The sequence below is a fragment of the Aestuariivirga sp. genome, from assembly GCF_020252405.1.
Classification (GTDB): Bacteria; Pseudomonadota; Alphaproteobacteria; order Rhizobiales; family Aestuariivirgaceae; genus Aestuariivirga.
The window spans coordinates 1-20,134 of sequence record NZ_JADCDA010000096.1 but is presented as its reverse complement, the minus strand read 5'-3'; the positions used below and the strand labels follow the sequence as shown (position 1 = coordinate 20,134).

The 20,134-nt window shown below is 66.4% G+C and carries 19 protein-coding genes; 15 read left to right on the top strand and 4 right to left on the bottom strand.

The window, feature by feature from the left end; all coding sequences use genetic code 11:
- The first annotated feature begins 341 nt into the window (after positions 1–341).
- From IOC69_RS13155 to guaD, 13 genes are all read left to right on the top strand, one after another.
- Complete coding sequence (locus IOC69_RS13155; RefSeq protein ID WP_290544014.1) at positions 342–752, top strand: universal stress protein; 411 nt, start codon at positions 342–344, stop codon at positions 750–752.
- An 82-nt stretch (positions 753–834) separates the two neighbouring features.
- The gene (locus IOC69_RS13150; RefSeq protein ID WP_290544013.1) at positions 835–2,082 is read left to right on the top strand and encodes a glycerate kinase; all 1,248 of its coding nucleotides are present in this window, start codon (positions 835–837) and stop codon (positions 2,080–2,082) included.
- Between the two features lie 188 nt (positions 2,083–2,270).
- Positions 2,271–2,618 (top strand): hydroxyisourate hydrolase, encoded by a 348-nt coding sequence (uraH, locus tag IOC69_RS13145; RefSeq protein WP_290544012.1) that lies wholly within the window; start codon positions 2,271–2,273, stop codon positions 2,616–2,618.
- Between the two features lie 6 nt (positions 2,619–2,624).
- A complete protein-coding gene (gene xdhA, locus IOC69_RS13140; protein ID WP_290544011.1) occupies positions 2,625–4,091 on the top strand; it encodes a xanthine dehydrogenase small subunit in 1,467 nt (488 codons plus the stop codon).
- Positions 4,091–6,400, top strand: coding sequence for a xanthine dehydrogenase molybdopterin binding subunit (xdhB, locus tag IOC69_RS13135; RefSeq protein WP_290544010.1), 2,310 nt, complete (start codon positions 4,091–4,093; stop codon positions 6,398–6,400). The genes xdhA and xdhB overlap by 1 nt, the downstream gene beginning before the upstream one ends.
- Entirely contained in the window at positions 6,397–7,299 is a 903-nt protein-coding gene (xdhC, locus tag IOC69_RS13130) for a xanthine dehydrogenase accessory protein XdhC (RefSeq protein WP_290544009.1), read from the top strand. The genes xdhB and xdhC overlap by 4 nt, the downstream gene beginning before the upstream one ends.
- A 3-nt stretch (positions 7,300–7,302) precedes the next feature.
- On the top strand, positions 7,303–8,853 hold the full coding sequence (locus tag IOC69_RS13125; RefSeq protein WP_290544008.1) for an ABC transporter ATP-binding protein: 1,551 nt from the start codon (positions 7,303–7,305) through the stop codon (positions 8,851–8,853).
- Positions 8,837–9,943, top strand: coding sequence for an ABC transporter permease (locus IOC69_RS13120; RefSeq protein WP_290544007.1), 1,107 nt, complete (start codon positions 8,837–8,839; stop codon positions 9,941–9,943). Before IOC69_RS13125 ends, IOC69_RS13120 begins: the two co-directional genes overlap by 17 nt.
- Positions 9,940–10,863, top strand: a complete 924-nt coding sequence (locus IOC69_RS13115; protein WP_290544006.1) for an ABC transporter permease — start codon at positions 9,940–9,942, stop codon at positions 10,861–10,863. Before IOC69_RS13120 ends, IOC69_RS13115 begins: the two co-directional genes overlap by 4 nt.
- Before the next feature lie 95 nt (positions 10,864–10,958).
- Entirely contained in the window at positions 10,959–12,026 is a 1,068-nt protein-coding gene (locus IOC69_RS13110) for a BMP family ABC transporter substrate-binding protein (RefSeq protein ID WP_290544005.1), read from the top strand.
- Between the two features lie 68 nt (positions 12,027–12,094).
- A complete protein-coding gene (locus IOC69_RS13105; protein WP_290544004.1) occupies positions 12,095–14,173 on the top strand; it encodes a urate hydroxylase PuuD in 2,079 nt (692 codons plus the stop codon).
- Positions 14,170–14,667 carry a 2-oxo-4-hydroxy-4-carboxy-5-ureidoimidazoline decarboxylase gene (uraD, locus tag IOC69_RS13100; RefSeq protein ID WP_290544003.1) on the top strand — a complete coding sequence of 166 codons (498 nt, stop codon included), beginning with the start codon at positions 14,170–14,172 and terminating at the stop codon, positions 14,665–14,667. Before IOC69_RS13105 ends, uraD begins: the two co-directional genes overlap by 4 nt.
- Positions 14,664–15,947 carry a guanine deaminase gene (gene guaD, locus IOC69_RS13095; RefSeq protein ID WP_290544002.1) on the top strand — a complete coding sequence of 428 codons (1,284 nt, stop codon included), beginning with the start codon at positions 14,664–14,666 and terminating at the stop codon, positions 15,945–15,947. The genes uraD and guaD overlap by 4 nt, the downstream gene beginning before the upstream one ends.
- Before the next feature lie 267 nt (positions 15,948–16,214).
- Here the strand turns inward: guaD and IOC69_RS13090 are convergent, their stop codons facing one another.
- From IOC69_RS13090 to IOC69_RS13075, 4 genes are all read right to left on the bottom strand, one after another.
- Entirely contained in the window at positions 16,215–16,706 is a 492-nt protein-coding gene (locus IOC69_RS13090; RefSeq protein ID WP_290544001.1) for an ureidoglycolate lyase, read from the bottom strand.
- Positions 16,706–17,485, bottom strand: coding sequence for a fumarylacetoacetate hydrolase family protein (locus IOC69_RS13085; protein WP_290544000.1), 780 nt, complete (start codon positions 17,483–17,485; stop codon positions 16,706–16,708). The genes IOC69_RS13090 and IOC69_RS13085 overlap by 1 nt, the downstream gene beginning before the upstream one ends.
- Positions 17,482–17,727 carry a hypothetical protein gene (locus tag IOC69_RS13080; RefSeq protein ID WP_290543999.1) on the bottom strand — a complete coding sequence of 82 codons (246 nt, stop codon included), beginning with the start codon at positions 17,725–17,727 and terminating at the stop codon, positions 17,482–17,484. Before IOC69_RS13080 ends, IOC69_RS13085 begins: the two co-directional genes overlap by 4 nt.
- Positions 17,728–18,005: 278 nt before the next feature.
- Positions 18,006–18,311 carry a hypothetical protein gene (locus tag IOC69_RS13075; RefSeq protein WP_290543998.1) on the bottom strand — a complete coding sequence of 102 codons (306 nt, stop codon included), beginning with the start codon at positions 18,309–18,311 and terminating at the stop codon, positions 18,006–18,008.
- Positions 18,312–18,514: 203 nt separating this feature from the next.
- Between IOC69_RS13075 and IOC69_RS13070 the strand changes: the two genes are divergently transcribed.
- The gene (locus IOC69_RS13070) at positions 18,515–19,294 is read left to right on the top strand and encodes a hypothetical protein (protein ID WP_290543997.1); all 780 of its coding nucleotides are present in this window, start codon (positions 18,515–18,517) and stop codon (positions 19,292–19,294) included.
- A gap of 43 nt (positions 19,295–19,337) precedes the next feature.
- Positions 19,338–20,134 (top strand): patatin-like phospholipase family protein (locus tag IOC69_RS13065; protein ID WP_290543996.1); only part of this gene is annotated, 797 nt, incomplete at its 3' end.

Here is a 20,134-nt window from a genome sequence, read left to right as displayed (position 1 = left end):
CGGCACAAAGTCATGAACCGAAGCCGGCAAAAGCCACGCCTGATCTACTTCCCACGATCGAAATGTCTTGCTCATAACCCGAGTGAATCAAATTCTATCCCCGCCGTCTAGGCTGTTTTCCAGACAGGCTCCTAGAGCAGGTTTCGGTTCAGAGGAATCGAAACCTGCTCCATCTCTTTGTTTGGTCGCATTTTCGACGGTCAACCGGTGTCCACTTGACCTGAAAATGCTTTAGCTTTCCGGCGGCTGGCCAATTGTTGACCGAAATCAAGGTTTGGCGGCAGTATCCTCCGTAATCATCCGCGGCAGCCAAACGCCGTGATGAGATGGAGGGAGTGAAAATGAAGAAAATTCTGTGCGCCACCGACGGCACCCAACATTCGGCGCATGCCGTGGAACTGGCCGCGGAACTGGCCGGGAAACTGGGTGCCCACCTGTCGATCTGCGTGGTGAACGTGGCCAACGGCGGCAGCCGCGGACCGCTGATCTACAGCCTGGAAGACGATCAGGTGAAGAAGATCCTCGACGACGCCGCCGCCGCCGCCAGGAAGCATGGCGCCGCCAATGTCGATGAACTGGCGCTGCGGAGCCGCGAGGCCGCTTCGGCCATCGTTCAGTACGCGGAAGAAAACGGCTATGACCAGATCGTCGTCGGCACCGGCGACAAGCGCGGCGTCTCGCGCCTCGTGCTCGGTTCCGTCGCCGCCGATGTGGCGGGCCGCGCCCATTGCAGCGTGCTGGTCGCCCGCTGATCCGGTCGGAGGCTTGTGCATCTCCCTGGCATGGCGCAAGAGGCCATGAGCAAGAGGCCATGAGCCAGGGAGCTTGCCTCGCGTGACTGACGACAGGAAAATCCTGCGGAGCCTCTTCGACGCCGCGGTGGAAGCCGCCAATCCGGTGAGGGCGGTGATCCGCAACCTTCCCGAAAAGCCCAGGGGCCGCACCGCGGTCATCGCGGTCGGCAAGGCCGCCGTGCCCATGGCCATGGCCGTTGAAGACAACTGGGACGGCCCGCTCGAAGGCCTCGTGATCGCGCCCCACGGCTACGCGCATGACCTCAGGCGCCTGAAGCTGGTCCACGGCCGCCACCCGGTGCCGGACGAGACCAGCCTTGCCGCCGCCGAACAGGCGCTGGCTCTGGCATCGACACTCGGCCCTGACGATCTCCTCATCGCCCTCATCTCCGGCGGAGCCTCGGCGCTGATGTCAAAGCCGGCGCCCGGCATCGCCATTCAGGAAAAATTCGGGCTGGTGAAGGCATTGCTCGAATGCGGGGCCAACATCGCGGAACTCAACTGCGTGCGAAAGCAGGTCTCCGCCGTCAAGGGCGGAAGGCTTGCCCGCGCCGCTGGCGAGGCCGCGGTCTGGACACTGGCGCTCTCCGACGTGCCGGGCGACGATCCCGCGATCATCGGTTCGGGTCCCACCGTGCCGGACCCGACACGCAAGACGGACGCGCGGGCCATCCTCGCGCGTTATGGCGTGCCGGTGCCGCCATCCATCGAGGCCTGGCTGAAGGCGCCGGACGGGGATCGCTCGATCCTGAGCCGCCGTGCCGAGACGCGCGTCATTGTCTCTCCGCATGAATCCTTCCGCGCCGTGCGCACCAGGGCCGAGGCACAGGGCCTCAACGTGCTCTATTTGGGCGACCGCATCGAGGGTGAGGCGCGCGAGGTGGCCAAGGTGCTTGCCGCCATCGCGCTCGAAATCGCCGCCCGCGATGCCCCCGCCCGGAAGCCATGCCTGCTCCTGTCGGGCGGTGAGACGGGCGTCACGGTGCGCGGCAAGGGCCGTGGCGGGCGCAATGTGGAGTTCCTGCTGGCCCTCGCCATCGCGCTGGGCGAATGCCCCCGCATCACCGCGCTCGCCGCTGACACTGACGGCATCGACGGCATGGAGCCGATCGCCGGTGCGGTGATCGATCCCGCCAGCCTTGCGCGCGCGCGTGCGCTGGGGCTTGATCCCATGGGTTTTCTCGAGAACAACGACGCCCACACGCTGTTCGAGCGCCTGGGCGACCAGGTGATCACCGGCCCGACCCACACCAACGTCAACGACTTCCGCGGCATCCTGATCAGGTAGGCGCGTCCCACGGCCGGGGCGTTCCTTGAGATCACGGTGCATGACCTGAAAATGCTTCAGCGTGCGGATCATGCGCGCACTCCGTGTCCTTTATTCTGCTTTTGCGAACGCGCGCTGCATGATAGGTTTTTGGCCAATCGGGACATCCGGATCCTGAGCTCAGAAAGATGGGGGGCAACGGAGCGACCATGGGCCGCCTGACGACGCATGTTTTGGACACCGCCTCCGGCAAGCCCGCGGCAGGCCTCAAGATCGAGCTTTTCCGCCTCGGCGACGCCACGCCGGTCAAGACCATCCACACCAATGCCGACGGCCGCGCCGACGGCCCCATTCTGGAGGGTGCGGAGTTCGCCGCCGGGCAATATGAGCTGCGCTTCCACGCCGGGGCCTATCTCAGGGCCAGCGGAACCAGGCTGCCGGAACCGGCCTTTCTGGACGTGATTCCCATCCGCTTCGGCATCGCCGATCCGGCTGCGCATTACCATGTGCCGCTGCTGCTTTCGCCCTATGGCTATTCGACCTACAGAGGGAGTTGATCCCAGGTGACCACCCGTGCCTCCATCCGCTTCCTGCGCAAGGGCCAGATCGTGGAGCTTTTCCACGTGCCGCCCAACGCCATGGTGCTCGATTACCTGCGCCTTGAGGAGCGCGCGCGCGGCGCCAAGGAAGGCTGCAACGAGGGCGACTGCGGCGCCTGCACCGTGGCGCTGGGCTCGCTCAGGAACGGCAAGCTGGTCTATGAGCCGGTCAACGCCTGCATCCTTCTGGTCGGCCAGCTCGACGGCAAGGAACTGGTCACCGTTGACGACCTTGCCGATGGCGGCGTGCTGCATCCCGTGCAGCAGGCCCTCGTCGATACCCATGGCTCGCAATGCGGTTTCTGCACGCCGGGCTTCGTCATGTCGCTGTTCACCCTCTACAGCCAAGGCGGAGCGCCGACGCGGGACGAGATCGCCACTCACATCGCCGGCAACCTCTGCCGCTGCACCGGCTATCGTCCGATTATCGACGCCGGCCTCGCCGCCTGCGGCGGAACGCCGGTTGACCGCTGGGCCAGGGAGGCCAAGCAGGCGGCGAAGCAACTGGCGGCACTGGATGACCGCAGCGATGTCTTCGTCGGCACGCCCGAGAGCTTCATTGCGCGCCCCGCGATGCCTGAAACACTGGCGCGTCTCGCGGCGGAACACCCGGATGCCACGATCGTGTCCGGCGCGACGGACGTCGGGTTGTGGATCACCAAGCAGATGCGCGCGCTGCCGAAGATCATCCTCACCGGCGGCGTGAAGGAACTGCATGCGGTGGAGGCGGCCAGGACCCAGGTCACGCTCGGCGCGGCGGCCACCTATGCGGAGGCCACCCCGGCGCTCTCCGCCATCGATCCGGACATCGCGGAGGTGCTGCGCCGCCTCGGCTCCACCCAGGTGCGCGCCTCGGGCACGGTGGGCGGCAACATCGCCAATGGCTCGCCCATCGGCGACATGCCGCCGATGCTGATAGCACTTGGCGCCACGCTCACGCTGCGCCATGGCGACAGCGAGCGTTCGCTGCCGCTCGAGGACTTCTTCATCGCCTATGGCAAGCAGGACCGCAAGCCCGGCGAACTGGTCTGGCGCATTGATGTGCCGAAGCTCAGGGCCAACGAGACCTTCCGCGCCTACAAGATTTCCAAGCGCTTCGACCAGGATATTTCCGCCGTCATGGCCGCCTTCAGGTTCGCGCTGGATGGCCGCAAGGTGTCTTCCGCCCGCATCGCCTTCGGCGGCATGGCGGCCACGCCCAGGCGCGGTGCCTGCGCCGAAGCGGCCCTTCAGGGCACCCCGCTCGACCAGCCCGGCTCCTGGGACGCTGCCATCGCGGCGCTGGCCAGGGACTTTCAGCCCATCTCCGACATGCGCGCCTCCGCCGCCTATCGCATCGAGGTGGCGCAAGGGCTGCTGAGGAAAGCGCTGATGGAAGTCGCGGGGACATCCGCGACGCGTGTGCTGGGTGACCGAAAGGCGGTGGCGTGATGGCCGGCCGCCGCATGATCGGGACGAAAACCGTCGGCCGCACGCTGGCCCATGACAGTGCGGAACTGCATGTGCAGGGGGCGGCCGCCTTCATCGACGACCTGCGCGAGCCCGAGGGCCTCGTCCATGTCTATCCCGGTTTCGCGGGGGATGGCGCGCTGGGCAGGATCACGACGGTCGATCTCTCCGCCGTGCTTGCCGCGCCCGGTGTCATCCGCGTGCTCACCGCAAAGGATGTGCCCGGCCTCAACGACTGCGCGCCGGTGTTCGGCGGCGACCCGATCCTCGCCGATGGCCGCATCATGTTCCACGGCCAGGTGATCTTCGCGGTGGTCGCCGCGACGCGCGGGGCCGCCCGCCGCGCCGCGAGATTGGCCAGGATCGGGATCGCGGCGGAAACGCCCGCCGTCACCGTCGAGGATGCGCTGGCGGCGAAGACGATTGACGTGGGAGAGCCCTACCGGTTCCTGCGCGGAGACCCCGCGAAACGCATCGCCGCCGCGAAGCATTCGGTGTCCGAAAGCTTCCGCATCGGCGGACAGGAGCATTTCTATCTCGAAGGCCAGGCGAGCCTCGCCGTGCCGGAGGAGCATGACGCGGTGACGGTGCATTGCTCGACGCAGCATCCCTCCGAGGTCCAGCACATCGTCGCCCACATGCTGCATGTTCCGGCGGCCCTCGTGACGGTCGAATGCCGCCGCATGGGCGGCGCTTTCGGCGGCAAGGAAAGCCAGGCGGCGCAATGGGCCTGCCTCGCGGCGCTCGCCGCGCGCCTCACCGGCCGCCCCGCCAAGTGCCGCCTCGACCGTGACGAGGACATGATGCTGACGGGCAAGCGCCATGACTTCCGCGTCGATTACCGCGCCGGCTTCGATGCGAAGGGCCGCGTAAGCGCGGTCGAGGTCGATTTCCTCGCCCGCTGCGGCTGTTCGGCGGACCTGTCGAACGCCATCTGCGACCGCACCATGTTCCATGCGGACAATGCCTATTTCTATCCCGCCGCCCGCATCGCCACGCGGCGCCTGCGCACCAACACCGTCTCCAACACCGCTTTCCGCGGCTTCGGCGGCCCGCAGGGCATGCTGTTTGCCGAGCGCCTGATGGAGGTGATCGCCATCCGCACGGGGCAGGACCCGCTCGACGTGCGCAAGGCCAATCTCTATGGGGTGAAGGGCAGCGTCACGCCCTATGGCATGAAGGTCGCGGACAACATTGCGCCCGGCATCATCGCCGAGCTCGAAAAATCGTCCGGCTATCGCGCGCGGCGCCTGAAGATTGCGCGGTTCAACGCGCGCAATCCGGTGCTGAAGAAGGGCATCTCGCTCACGCCGGTGAAGTTCGGCATCTCCTTCACGCTCACCCACCTGAACCAGGCGGGCGCGCTGGTGCATGTCTACACCGATGGTTCGGTGCACCTGAACCATGGCGGCACCGAGATGGGGCAGGGCCTCTACACCAAGGTGGCGCAGGTGGTGGCGGAGGAGTTCGGCATTTCCGCCGCCGCCGTGCGCATCACCGCGACGACCACGGGCAAGGTGCCCAACACCTCGGCCACCGCGGCCTCCTCGGGCGCGGACCTCAACGGCATGGCGGCCAGGGCGGCGGCCTCCACCATCAAGAACCGCCTCATCGACTTTGCGGCCAGGCAGTGGAAGGCGCCGAAGAGCCGCATCAGGTTCGAGGATGGCCGGGTGCTCATCGGCAATCGCGCCATTGCCTTCGGCGAGCTCGCGCGGCAGGCCCACATCGCCCGCGTCCCGCTGTCCTCCACCGGCTACTACGCCACGCCCAAGATCCACTGGGACCGCGCCAGGGGCAAGGGCCGGCCCTTCTTCTACTTCGCCTATGGCGCGGCCTGCTCGGAGGTGACCATCGACACGCTGACCGGTGAGCTGAAGGTCGAGCGCGTGGACATCCTGCATGACGCCGGTCGTTCGCTGAACCCGGGCCTCGACATCGGCCAGGTGGAGGGTGGCTTCGTGCAGGGCATGGGCTGGCTCACCACCGAGGAACTGGTGTTCGACGATCAGGGCCGGCTGCGCACCCATGCGCCTTCGACCTACAAGATCCCTTGCGCCTCCGACGTGCCGGCCGACTTCCGCGTCAAGCTGTTCGAGAGCCCCGGCAACAGGGAGGATACGATCCACCGCTCCAAGGCGGTGGGCGAACCGCCGCTGATGCTGGGCATTTCCGTCTGGACGGCGATCTTCGACGCCGTCGCCAGCCTGAAGCCGGGCGCTGTCCCGCGGCTCGATGCGCCGGCGACCCCGGAGGCCATCCTTCGCGCGGTGAAAGGGATGACCGCATGAAGGTGTGGAGCCTGATCGCGCGCCTGCTGGAGACGGAGGGCGCCTGCGCGCTGGTCTCCGTCGTGCGCGCCGAAGGCTCCGTGCCGCGCGAGGAGGGGGCCCGCATGGTCGTCACCCGCGCGGGCTTTCACGGCACCATCGGCGGCGGCACGCTGGAGTGGAAGGCGCTGGCGGAGGCGCAGCGCCTGCTGGGTCATCCGCGCCAGGTGAAGATGCTCACCCAGTCTCTGGGACCCGGCCTCGGCCAGTGCTGCGGCGGTCGGGTGACGCTGGCCATCGAGAGCTTCGGGGTGTCGTCCCTGCCGGAGGCCTGCGCGCTGGCGGCGCGCGAGGCGGAGGGTCCCTTCACCCTCGCCAACCGGCTTCCCGGCCTTGTGGAATGTTTCGGCGAGCGCCGCCGCGCCGTGCTGGTCTTCGGCGCGGGCCATGTGGGCCGTGCGCTTATCCTGTCGCTTGCCGCCTTGCCATTTGACGTCACCTGGGCGGACCCCCGCCCGGAGGCCTTCCCCGGGGCCATGCCGCAGAACGTGACGGGCGTCTCCGGCGACCCGCTGGACACCGTTGCGGCAGCCCCGGCCGGCAGCCTCGCCTTCATCATGAGCCATTCCCACGCGCTCGATCTCCGGATTGCCGATGCGGCCCTGCGCAACGCCAGCATCGCCCATGCCGGCGTCATCGGCAGCGCCACCAAGCGGGCCCGCTTCGAGCGACGGCTGAGGGATGCGGGTGTGGATAAGTCGCGGGTGGAGGCGATGATCTGCCCCATCGGCATCGGCGGCATCAGGTCCAAGCTGCCGGCGGCGATTGCGGTCTCGGTTGCGGCACAGCTCATAACCCTCGATGAGGCATTGTCAGCCTCCGCAACCCACGGCATGCTGAGTGTCAGGAACGTCGGCTGATCAATGGACTACCTGCTCGAGGCACTCCACGTCACCAAGGTCTTCGGATCGCTGAAGGCCAATGACGACGTGACTCTCAAGGTGAAGCCGGGCGAGATTCACGCCTTCCTCGGCGAGAACGGGGCGGGCAAGTCCACCCTGGTGAAAATGATCTATGGCGCGCTGCAGCCCACCTCCGGCGAATTCCGCTGGATGGGCAAGACGGTGACCATCCCCAGCCCCGCCGCGGCGCGCAAGCTCGGTGTCGGCATGGTGTTCCAGCACTTCTCGCTGTTCGAGGCGCTGACGGTGGCGGAGAACATCGCGCTCGCCATGCCGGGCGCCTTCGACATGAGGAAACTCTCCGGGCGCATCGCGCGCGTGTCGCGCGACTATGGCCTGCCGCTGGAGCCTTCCGCCGTCGTCGCCGACCTTTCGGTGGGCGAGCGCCAGCGGATCGAGATCGTCCGCTGCCTGCTGCAGGAGCCGAAGCTTCTCATCATGGACGAGCCCACCGCCGTGCTCACGCCGCAGGAGGCGGACCAGCTTTTCATCACGCTGCAGCGGCTCGCCTCCGAGGGGTGCGCCGTCATCTATATCAGCCATCGCCTCGAGGAGGTGAAGCGCCTGTGCCACAACGTGACGATCCTGCGCCATGGCAAGGTGGTGGCCAATGTCGACCCCGGAAGAGAAACCGCGGCGAGCCTCGCCAGGCTGATGGTGGGCGGCGACATTCATGTGGTGAAGAGCGCGCGGGAGGACCGGCGCGGCGCCGCCCGCCTCAAACTCGATCGCTTGCGGCTGCCAGCCGACGGGCCCTTCGCGGTGGAACTCAGGAACATCTCGCTCGAGGTGAGGGCGGGCGAGGTGGTGGCCATCGCCGGTGTGGCGGGCAATGGCCAGCAGGAACTCTTCGATGCCGTGTCGGGCGAACGCTCTCTGGCCCAGGCCGCCATGCTGGTCATCGACGGCAAGCCGATGGGCCATGACGGCGTCAACACGCGGCGCAATGCCGGTGCTGCCTTCGTGCCGGAGGAGCGGCTGGGCCACGGCGCGGTTCCGGCCTTCACCCTCTCGCAGAACGTCGTTCTGACGCGGCATTCGTCTGACGCGGCGCTGGTCAGGTCCGGCCTGGTGAGCAGCGGTGGCGCCGCGGGCGTCAGCGAGCGCATCGTCAGGGACTTCGACGTGCGCAAGGGCAAGCCCGACCCCGAGGCGCGGTCCCTCTCGGGCGGCAATCTGCAGAAATTCGTGGTCGGCCGCGAGCTGGACCGCAGGCCCGGCGTGCTGGTCATCAATCAGCCGACCTGGGGTGTCGATGCCGGAGCCTCCGCCACCATCCGCCAGGCCATCGTGGACCTCGCGCGGCAAGGCTCCGCCGTGCTGGTCATCAGCCAGGACCTGGACGAGATCTTCGAGATTGCCGACCGCATCGCCGTCATCTCGCGCGGAGAATTGTCGGAAGCCTATCCCGCCTCCGGCCTCACGTCGGAAAAGATCGGCCTGCTCATGGCCGGTGCGCATGAGATCAGGCAGACGTCAGGCAAGGAGACGGCCCATGCGGCTCGTGCTTGAAAAGCGGGCAGGGGCATCGGGGCGCATGGCGATCCTGTCGCCCCTCATCGCCATTGCGCTCACGCTCATCACCGGCGGCATCATCTTCGCGCTGCGCGGCCTGAACCCATTCTCGGCGCTTTACGTCTTCTTCGCCGAACCGCTCACCACGTCCTGGTCGGTCGAGCAGCTGATCGTCAAGGCAACACCGCTCGCCATGATCGGCGCGGGGCTTGCCGTCTCCTACATGGCCAATGTCTGGAACATCGGCGCCGAGGGCCAGCTCACGGCGGGCGCCATTCTCGGCTCGGCGGTCCCGGTGTTCTTCCCCGAGTTCCAGTCGCCGCTCACCCTCGTCCTGATGCTGGCGCTGGGCATTGCCGGCGGCATGGCCTGGGCCTCGATCCCCGCCTTCCTCAAGAACCGCTTCGGCGCCAACGAAATCCTGACGAGCCTGATGCTGGTCTATTTGATCCAGCTGATGCTCGACTGGCTGGTGCGCGGGCCCTGGCGCGATCCCAAGGGCTACAATTTTCCCAAGACCATCGCCTTCACCGACTGGCAGCTGCTGCCGCAGTTCCAGGTGCTGCCGCCGTCCATCGGCCCCATCTACATCAATCTCGGCGCCATCTTCGCCGTGGCCGCGGCGGTGGCGCTGGCCTTCATGATGGGCCGCACGCTGAAGGGCTATGAACTGCGGGTCCAGGGCATCGCCCCGCGCGCCGGGCGCTTCTCCGGCTTCCCGCGGGAAAAGACCGTGTGGTTCTGCTTCCTCCTCTCCGGCGGCCTCGCGGGCCTCGCCGGCATCTGCGAGGTGATGAGCACGGTCGGCCAGCTGCAGCCCGGCATTTCGCCGGGCTATGGCTTCACGGCCATCATCGTGGCCTTCCTCGGCCGGCTCAACCCCATCGGCGCGCTGGTTGCGGCCTTCGCGCTGGCCATCAGCTATCTCGGCGGCGAATCGGCGCAGGTGGCGCTCGGCATCTCGGACAAGACGGCGCGCGTCTTCCAGGGCATCCTGCTGTTCTACATTCTCGCCTGCGACTCGCTCATTCTCCACCGGTTGAAGTTCATCGGGCGCAGGCCGCGGCTGGCGGAGGCCGAGGCATGAACGACCAGGTTCTCTCCGTCATCCTCACCATCATCACGGCCTCCACGCCGCTGCTGCTCGCCGCCATCGGCGAGCTGGTGGTGGAGCGCTCGGGCGTCCTCAACCTCGGCGTCGAGGGCATGATGGCGGTTGGCGCCGTCTCGGGCTTCGGCGCGGCGCTGATGACGGGCAATCCCTATGCGGGCGTGCTCGCCGCTCTGGTGGCCGGCGCGTTGCTGTCGCTGCTCTTCGGCTTCCTCACCCTCACCATGGTGGCGAACCAGGTGGCCACCGGCCTGGCGCTCACGCTGCTGGGCCTTGGCGTTTCGGGGCTGATGGGCGAGGCTTTCGTGGGCCAGCCCGGCGTGCATCTCGAAAGGCTCTCCATCCCCGGCCTCTCCGGCATTCCCTTCATCGGCCCCATCCTCTTCGGGCAGGACTTCCTGGTTTATCTCTCGCTCGTCATCGTGGCGGCCGTATCCTATATGCTGTTCCGCACCAGGACCGGGCTTGTCATCCGGGCGGTGGGGGACAGCCATCAGTCGGCCCACGCGCTGGGTTATTCGGTGGTGGGCGTGCGCTATCTCTGCGTGATGTTCGGCGGCGCCTGCTCGGGCCTCGCCGGCGGCTATCTCTCGCTCGCCTATACGCCGCAATGGGTGGAGAACATGACGGCGGGCCGCGGCTGGATCGCGCTGGCGCTGGTGGTCTTCTCCTCCTGGCTCCCCTGGCGCATTGTGGTGGGGGCTTATCTTTTCGGCGCCATTACGGTGATGGGATTTTCGCTGCAGGCATATGGCATCGGCATCCCGTCCCAGCTACTCTCGGCTCTTCCCTATGTGGTGACCGTCATGGTTCTGGTCCTCATATCGCGGAACCGGGCCCTGATGCGGGCCAATACGCCGGCCTGCCTCGGCCAGCCTTTTGTGCCTGACCGGTAGGCCCTTGAGAAGCTTGACGACGGCCTGCAGCCGGCGCCGCAAGCGAACAGAATAACGGCTGCAGGGAAATGGTTATGAAAAAGGAGCAAACGAGAATGAAGAAATGGATGGCAATGGCGGCGGCCCTGGCGCTCGGCGTCTCGGCTTCCTCCGCGCAGGCAGCCGGCAAGCTGAAGGCCTGCTGGGTCTATGTGGGCCCCGTCGGCGACTTCGGCTATTCCTACCAGCATGACCAGGGCCGCAAGGCGGTCGAGAAGGCGCTGGGCGACAAGGTCGAGACCGCCTTCCTCGAGAACGTGGCGGAAGGCCCCGACGCCGAGCGCGCCATCGAGCGCTTCGCGCGCGAAGGCTGCAAGATCATCTTCACCACTTCCTTTGGCTTCATGGACCCGACCATCAAGGTTGCGGCCAAGTACCCGGATGTGAAGTTCGAACACGCGACGGGCTACAAGAAGGCCGACAACGTCGGCATCTACAACGCCCGCTTCTACGAAGGCCGCTACGTGATGGGCCAGATCGCCGCCAAGATGTCGAAGACGGGCACCGCGGGCTACATCGTGTCCTTCCCGATCCCCGAGGTCGTCATGGGCATCAATTCCTTCATGCTCGGCGCCCAGTCGGTGAACCCGGATTTCAAGGTCAAGATCGTCTGGGTCAACTCCTGGTATGATCCGGGCAAGGAAGCGGACGCCGCCAAGGTTCTGCTCGGCCAGGGCGCGGACATCCTCGTCCAGCACACGGACTCGACAGCGCCCCTTCAGGAGGCCGAGAAGGCCGGCAAGCTCGGCTTCGGCCAGTCTTCGGACATGATCAGGTTCGCGCCCAAGGCCCAGCTCACCGCCAACACCGATGACTGGGACCCCTATTACATCGCGCGCGTTCAGGCGGTGCTGGACGGCACGTGGAAGCCGGACGACACGTGGGGCGGCATGAAGGACGGCATGGTCGTCCTTTCGCCCTTCACCAACATGCCCGACGACGTGAGGAAGATAGCCGAGGACACGGTCGCCAGGATCAAGTCCGGCACGTTCCATCCCTTTATGGGCCCGATCACCAAGCAGGACGGAACCACCGTGGGCGAGGCCGGCAAGCCGCTTCCCGATGGCGAGCTGCTCAGCATGAACTATTACATCAAGGGCGTCGACGACAAGCTGCCGCAGTAAGCGCGGACCACAAACCGGCGCCTGCCGCGGGAGCAATCCCCGGCGGGCGTATTCATGCGGAGCGTGCCTTGGAGCCCTTCATCGCCGACTGGCTGAACTTCGTGATCCGCTGGGGCCACATGGTCGCCGGCATCGCGTGGATCGGCACGTCCTTCTATTTCGTGGCGCTCGACTTCTCGCTGAAGACGCGCGATGGCCTGCCGCCGGGCGTCCGCGGCGAGGCGTGGGAGGTGCACGGCGGCGGCTTCTACCACGTGCAGAAATATCTCTCGGCGCCGCCGCGCCTTCCCGAACACCTCACCTGGTTCAAGTGGGAGGCCTATCTCACCTGGGTCACCGGCTTCTTCCTGCTGGCGGTGGTCTATTACGTCAACGCCAGAGCCAATCTCATCGATCCGGCCGTGGCCAATCTTGCGCCTTGGCAGGCCATCATCATCTCGCTCGTCTCCATCGTCGCGGGCTGGGCGGCCTATGACGGGCTGTGCCGCTCGCCGATCGGGCAGAAGACCGGATTGCTCGCGGCCTGCGTCTTCGCGCTGATCCTTGGCTTCGCCTGTCTCTTCACGCATGTCTTTTCGGGCCGCGGCGCCTTCATTCATGTCGGCGTGATCACCGGCACAATCATGGCGGCCAATGTCTTCATGGTGATCATCCCCAATCAGCGCAAGATCACCCGCGCCCTTATCAGGGGCGAGGCGCCCGATCCGCGGCTGGGCGCAACCGGCAAGCAGCGCTCGCTGCACAACACCTATCTCACGCTGCCCGTGCTGCTGATGATGGTGTCGAACCATTTCGCCATGCTCACCGATGCGCCGCAGGCCTGGCTGCTGGTGGGCCTCATCTTCACCGGCGGCGCGGCGCTGCGCCACTTTCTGGTGCGTCACGAGGTGGGCGATCCGCTGTCGAAAACCGCCTGGACGCTGCCGGTCATCTTCCTCTCGCTGGGCGGGGCGTGGCTCTTGTCATCCTCGCCGCTCTTCTCGCTCGACTGGGCCAACCTGTTTATCCGCTGGGGCCACATCATCGCCGGCACCGCCTGGATCGGCGCCTCCTTCTATTTCGTGGCGCTGGATTTCTCGCTCCGGAAGGAACCGGGCATGCCCGCCGGTGTCGGCGGTGAAGTGTGGGAAGTGCATGGCGGCGGCTTCTACCGCGTGCGCAAATATCTCACCGCGCCCGAGACGCTGCCGAAGGACCTCATCTGGTTCAAGTGGGAGGCCTATCTCACCTGGGTCACCGGCTTTCTGCTGCTCGTGGTGCTCTACTACCTGCAGGCGGACAGCTACCTGATCGACCCCAACGTGCTGCCGCTAGACCCATGGCAGGCCATCGGCCTCTCTGTGGCAAGCCTCGCGCTCGGCTGGGTGCTCTATACGGCGCTCTGCAAGCCGCCGCTCGGGAGCAGCACCGGTCTCCTGGCCACTGTCCTCTTCGTCATGCTGCTGGCCTTCGCCTATGGCTATACCCACATGTTCTCGGGCCGGGGCGCCTTCATCCATATCGGCGCGCTGATCGGCACAATCATGGCGGCCAATGTGTTCATGGTGATCATCCCCAACCAGCGCAGGATCACCGCGGCGCTGCTTAAGGGCGAGACGCCCGATCCGCGTCTCGGCGCCACGGGCAAGCAGCGCTCGCTGCACAACACCTACCTGACGCTGCCCGTGCTGGCGATGATGGTGTCGAACCATTTCCCCATGATCACCGACAGCAAGCATGCCTGGCTGCTGGCCGGGCTCATCATCCTGGCCGGCGGCCTTGCGCGGCACTTCCTGGTCCGCACCGAGGTGGGCGACGCCCATGCCGACATCGCCTGGACGCTGCCGCTGATCGGCGCGGCGCTTGCCATCGGCCTGATCGTCACCCAGCCCTCGAAGCTCGTGCTGTTCCCGGGCGAGGTGCCCGATGCCGAGGCCCTGTCCATTGTCCGGACACGCTGCGCCGCCTGCCATGCGGAATACCCGACCGATGCCACCATCAAGGTGGCGCCCAAGGGCGTTCATCTGGAGACGCTGGAACAGCTCAAGCGCTATTCGGCGCAGGTTTGGGTGCAGGCGGTCGCCAACAAGGCCATGCCGCTCGCCAACCGCACCGGCATCACCGACGAGGAACGCGCCAAGCTCGGAACATGGATCGCCAGGCAATGATGAGCATCGCTGACATCAATGCCATGAGCCCGAAGGCCTTCATCGAAGCCTTCGGCGGCGTGGCCGAGCATTCCCCCTGGGTGGCGCGCGAGGCGGATGCCGCGCGCCCTTTCGCCAGCCGCGAGGCGTTGGTGGCGCATTTCGAAACCGCCGTCCGCGCCGCCAACCGCGACGCGCAGCTGGCCCTTCTGCGCGCCCACCCGGACCTCGCGGGCAAGGCGAGGCTCACCGATGACTCGACCAAGGAGCAGGCAGGCGCCGGGCTCGACACGCTGACCGCCGGGGAGTTCGCCCACTTCACCGATCTCAACACCCGCTACAGGCAGCGCTTCGGTTTTCCCTTCATCTTCGCGGTCAGAGGCGCCACCAGGCACATGATCCTCGAGAGCTTTGCGGCGCGCATCGGCAATGGGCGGGAGGCGGAGTTCGAAACGGCGCTTCAGCAGGTCTGCCGCATCCTGCGCTTTCGGCTGGAGGACAGGGTCTCGCCATGACGCGCGTCATCAAGGGCCAGACGCTGAGCTTCGCGGCGGATGGCGAGGCGGTGCACGAGAGCAAGGGGGCCGTGGCCGTGGGCGATGACGGGGCCATCCTCTGGGCCGGTCCGCGGGCGCTTTTGCCGCGGGGCTTCGCCCAGGCGGAGGCCGATGATTACGGCGAGATGATCGTCATGCCGGGCTTCATCGATGCCCATATCCATTTCCCGCAATACCGCATGCTGGCCGCGCCGGGGAAAGACCTGCTCGACTGGCTCACCCGCTTCACATTCCCGGAAGAAAGCCGCTACGCCGATGCCGCCCATGCGCAGGCCGCGGCGAAGATCTTCCTGCAGCGTCTCTTCGCCCACGGCACCACCTCGGCGCTGGCCTTCTGCTCGGTGCACAAGACCTGCGCCGACGCGCTCTTTGCCGCGGCGCAGGATGCCGGAATGGCGCTCGTCACCGGCAAGACCATGATGGACCGCAACGCCATCCCCGCGGTGGAAGACACGCCGGAGACGGGTGCCCGCGAGACCGTGGCGCTCTATGAAAAGTGGCACGGCAGGGACCGCCTGCGCTATGCCGTGACGCCGCGCTTCGCCATCACCTCATCGGATGCGCAGCTGAAGGTCTCCGGCGAATTGCTCGCCTCTCTCCCCGGCGCGCTGATGCAGACGCATCTGTCCGAGAGCCCGCGCGAGATCGCCTTCGTCAAGGAGTTGTTCCCGTGGTCGAAGGACTATACCGACGTCTATGACCGCTTCGGCCTGCTGGGCGAACGCAGCCTGTTCGCCCATGGCATCCACCTTTCCGAACGCGAATGCGGGCGGCTCTCGGAGTCAGGGTCCACGGTGGTGCATTGCCCCACCTCCAACACGTTCCTCGGCTCGGGCCTCATGTCCATGCCGCGGCTTTCCGAGAGGGGCAGGCCCGTGCATCTCGGCGTCGCCACTGACGTGGGCGGCGGCGTCAGCTATTCCATGCTGGCCACACTGGGCGAGGCCTACAAGGTGCAGATGCTCAATGGCTACAAGCCCTCCGCGCTGGGGCTTTTCCACATGGCCACGCGCGGCAACGCCGGGCGGCTGAAGATCGCGCATGAGACGGGTGCGCTGGAGCAGGGCAAGTTCGCCGACATTGTGGTGCTGGATCCGCAGGCGACACCGGTGCTGGCCAGCCGTCACGCGCTTTCATCCTCGCTCGAGGACGTGCTGTTCTCGCTGATGATCCTCGGCGATGACCGCGCCGTGAAGGCGACCTATGTGAAGGGCCGCAAGGTGCACGGGAGGGCGTGAGGCCCTCCTTCAATGCACCCATCCCGGCGAAAGCGAGGGCCCCGCTCCGGGTCGGCATGTGCGGTGGGAAAGCCGGGCCGCGGCTTTCGCCTGGGCAACGGCTCCGGAGCATTTTCAGGTCAAGTGGACACCGGTTGACCGTCGAAAATGCGACCAAACGAAGAGACAGAGCATTTTCAGGTCAAGTGGACACCGGTTGACCGTCGAAAATGCGACCAAACGAAGAGACAGAGCAGGATTCGATTCCACTGAACCGAAACCTGCTCTTTAGGGATGAATGATGTGAAGGGGAGTGTCCTCGAACCACGCCTCTTCCAGATTGTTCCCCGGCCCCTTGCGGTCGATGATGAGGAAGCGGCTGTCCGCGTCCAGCACCAGCAGCGGGTGGTGCCAGACGTTGCGCGCATAGTTGACGCCCTGAAGGCCCGAGCAGGTGAAGGCGCGGTAGCTGGCGAAATCATGCACGCTCTCCGCCACCAGCACCAGCCACGGCCGGTCCTGCAGCGGAATGAAGGCCTGGCTTCCCAGCGGGTGGCGCTCCATGAGCGTGATCCTGATGGGGGCTGGACGCGGCTGGCCAAGGAAGAGGCTGACATTGGGGCCGCCGCCTTCCATGCTCACATCGACGGGAGCCAAATCGTTGAAGCGCTCGGTGAAGCCCTGGTTGATGGTGAAATGGGCGGAGCCGTCCATCTCGATCACTTCGCCGAAGGGCCGGAAGGCCTCGCGTGTCAGCGGGCTGGGCCGCATCATCCGCATCACACGATCGTGCAGGAGATGGCGCCGAGCACGCCATAATCGACGGTCACTTCATCGCCCGGCGCCACGGCCATCGGCACGATGCAGGTGCCCGTGGTGACGAACTGCCCGGCTTTCACGCCCCCGCAATAGGTGGCCGCCTCGTTGAGGAACCAGGTGAGCGCCGTCCGCGGGTCGCCCAGCACGGCCTTGCCCGTTCCCCTTGCCTTCACCGCGCCGTTGATGAGCCCTGTCACGGCATGGGCCGAAAGGTCCAGCTCCCGCCACGGCCTGCCGGCCGCGGGGCCAAGCACCAGCCAGGAGGCACAAGCCGTGTCGGCGATGAGCTGGGCCGCGCCCACCCTGGTGAAGTCCATATAGCGGCTGTCCGGCACCTCGATCGAAAGATACAGCGCGTCAACCGCATCCAGCGCCTCGTCCTGGCGGTAGGGCTCGGCACGCGGCGGCATGTCCTTCGCGAAGCCGAAGGCGAATTCGGCCTCCGCCACGCGCATGATGTTGCCGCCCAGCGTGACGGTTGATCCTGGAGGCAGCAGCCTGCTCTTCAGGATGCGCCCGGCGATGGGCCCGTCGACGTTGATGTGCTTCTGCCCGGCCTCGCTGGTGGCGGCGATTTTCCAGCCGGCCACGGCGCTGCCGCTTCGCGCCGCCACCGCCGCGGCGGCCTCATAGCCCTCGGCGCGCGTCCGGGGCCGCATGCTCTCGGGCAGTTCGGCAATGCGGGCCGTCCCGGCCCAGTTGTTCAGCAGCAGGTCCGCCGCCGGGCCGAAATCGGTCATTCGCAGTCTCCGGGTGTCTTCAGGATCGCGGCAAGGCGCGGATGGCCGCGCAGCACGTCCGGGCCGCTGTCATGCGGGATGAATTCCTGCTGGGAGTGCATGCCGGTGGGCCGGACGGAGCCGCGCTTCATCATCTTCAATCCGCCGGTCGCCGCGGCCGGCGCGCCCGCCCCGTCCCGCTCCATCAGGCGCGGGCAACCCGCGGTATCGCCGGGAAGAATGGTCGTGACGCGCCGTTCCAAGAGCCTGCTCCGCTGGTCTCCAACCCGCGGCTTGAGGTTAGGGTGAAGGCGCGGTCTTCGCAATTCGATTTCGCGCGCCGGATCGGCGCCGGGCCTGCGCGGCGTGCTCTGCCGCTGCACCGGCGAGCGAGAGAAGGCGATGGTCCGTGCCGCGCCCATGCCGGAGCTGTGCAGGGCCGTGGACGCGCGCATCGCGGGACAAGTGGCCTGTCGAAGGTGGCGGGCGCGGGGTGTCAGCCTGTCAGCCCAGGGGGCCTTCACGCCTTAGTGAAAGAGGCTCAGCGCCGGGTGCTGCCGGGCTCGAAGCAGGAATAGGTGCCGGCGTCGTAATCGATCCGCGGTGTTGCGCCGGAGGGGTATCTCGCGCCGCTGCAGTCCTTGCGAGCCCGGTCGAACAGCTGCTGGTTGGATGTGTTCTGCGGGCGGCCATAGCTGACATTGCCGCGGCCGCCGTCAGTGTGGCCGGTGCTCCCGCCAAAACCGCCTCCGCCGCCCCTGTCGCCTCCGCGTGCCAAGGCGGCTTCAAGCGGCAGCGCGGTAAGGAAGGCTGCGGCGAGGATCGTCGGGATCAGTCGGGTGTACATTGTTTGCTCCTGTCCGGAATAATCGCCAGACTGGCATGTTCTGGCATCAAGCATCAGATGTGGTGTCGCGACCGTGCATTTCCAAGTTGTTGCAGCTATGCGTCATCTCGCGGCAATACGGCGGTCGATCGCCCAATTGTCGCCAGATTCACTTTTCCGTGGCGCTGGGTGGTGTATATGTCTTTCCATTGCGGGAGTAACACATGGTCTTGAAGTCGCTGAAAGCTCTTGCCGCCGCCGCGGCGTTGTCCATTGTCATGCCGGTCGCCGCCCATGCCGCTGACATTGCTCCCGTGCCGGACACCAGCGATTGGAAATTCTCGGCTGCCCTCTATGGCTGGGCGGCTGGCCTCAATGGCGATGTCGGGGTCTTCGGTCTGCCGGCGCAGGAAATCGACCTGCCCTTCAGCGACCTCGTCCAAAGCCTGGACTTCGCCTTCATGGGCCTTGCGGAAGCGCGCAACGGCCGCTTCATGATTGGCGTCGACGCGACCTACACCAATGTCAGCGAGACGGTGAACACGCCGCGCGGCGTGCTGGCCGATAATATCGACGTCGCCAACACCAGCCTGATGCTCACCGGCGTTGCGGGCTATGCGGTCTATGACACCGACGTAGCCCGTCTCGACCTGATCGCCGGTGCGCGTCTCTGGTCCGTCGACAATGAATTTGACGCCAATGGCGGCGCTCTCGGCGGCAGTTCCTGGAGCGACGGCGCAACCTGGGTCGATCCGCTCGTTGGCGCCAAGCTGCGCGCCGATGTGTTGCCCAATGTCTATGTTGCCAGCTGGGCGATGATCGGCGGCTTCGGCGCCGGCTCCGAACTGATGTGGGACCTGATGGGTGGCGCGGGCTATGCCTTCACCGACAATTTCTCGATGTTTGCGGGCTATCGCGCCGTGAGCGTCGACTATAGTAACGATGGCTTTGTGTATGATGTGGTTGAGCAGGGGCCCCTTGCCGCGCTGGTGGTCAATTTCTGAGGCGGCAACGCAATCCCGCGCCGCCAGATTCGATGGCCAATTCTTGAAGCGGTTTCTGCTGGCCCTTGTGGGCCTCGTACTGGTGGCCTGTGCCGGTCCCACGGTCGAATCGCTGCGCAGCCCGGTGCCGGAGCCGCTGACCGGTCGCACGGTCGTTCCAGGCTATAGCCACATCCGCTTCTGGGGCGACAATGGCGAGGGCCTGAGCACCACCGTGATGAATGAGGTTATCGCCCGGCAGAAGGCCGCCGGCCTGTCGCCAACGGAGCGCAATTTCCTGGCGCTGTCGGGCGGCGGCAGCAACGGCGCCTTCGGGGCGGGGCTGCTCACCGGCTGGACCGAGGCCGGAACCCGGCCGGAGTTCACCATCGTCACCGGCATTTCGACGGGGTCGCTGACAGCGCCCTTCGCCTATCTCGGGCCGCCTTATGACAAACTGCTGACCGAGGCCTATACCCAGATCTCGGGGCGAGACGTGTTCCGCCGCAAGCCGGTGCTGAGCGCCCTTCGGTCAAGCGCCGCCGCCGACAACACGCCGCTCCGGCAATTGGTGGCGCGCTATGTGACCGACCGGATGGTGGCTGACATCGCCGTGCAGAACGGCCGCGGCCGCAAGCTGCTCATCGGCACCACCAACCTCGATGCCGGGCGGCCCGTGGTGTGGGATATCGGCGCCATCGCGGCAAGCGGCGAGCCGGACCGCAAACAGCTGATCCAGGACATTCTGGTCGCCTCCTCCTCCATTCCGGGCCTGTTCCCGCCGGTCAAGATCAAGGTGGTGGCCGACGGAAAGACGTTCGACGAGATGCATGTCGATGGCGGCACCACCAATCAGGCCTT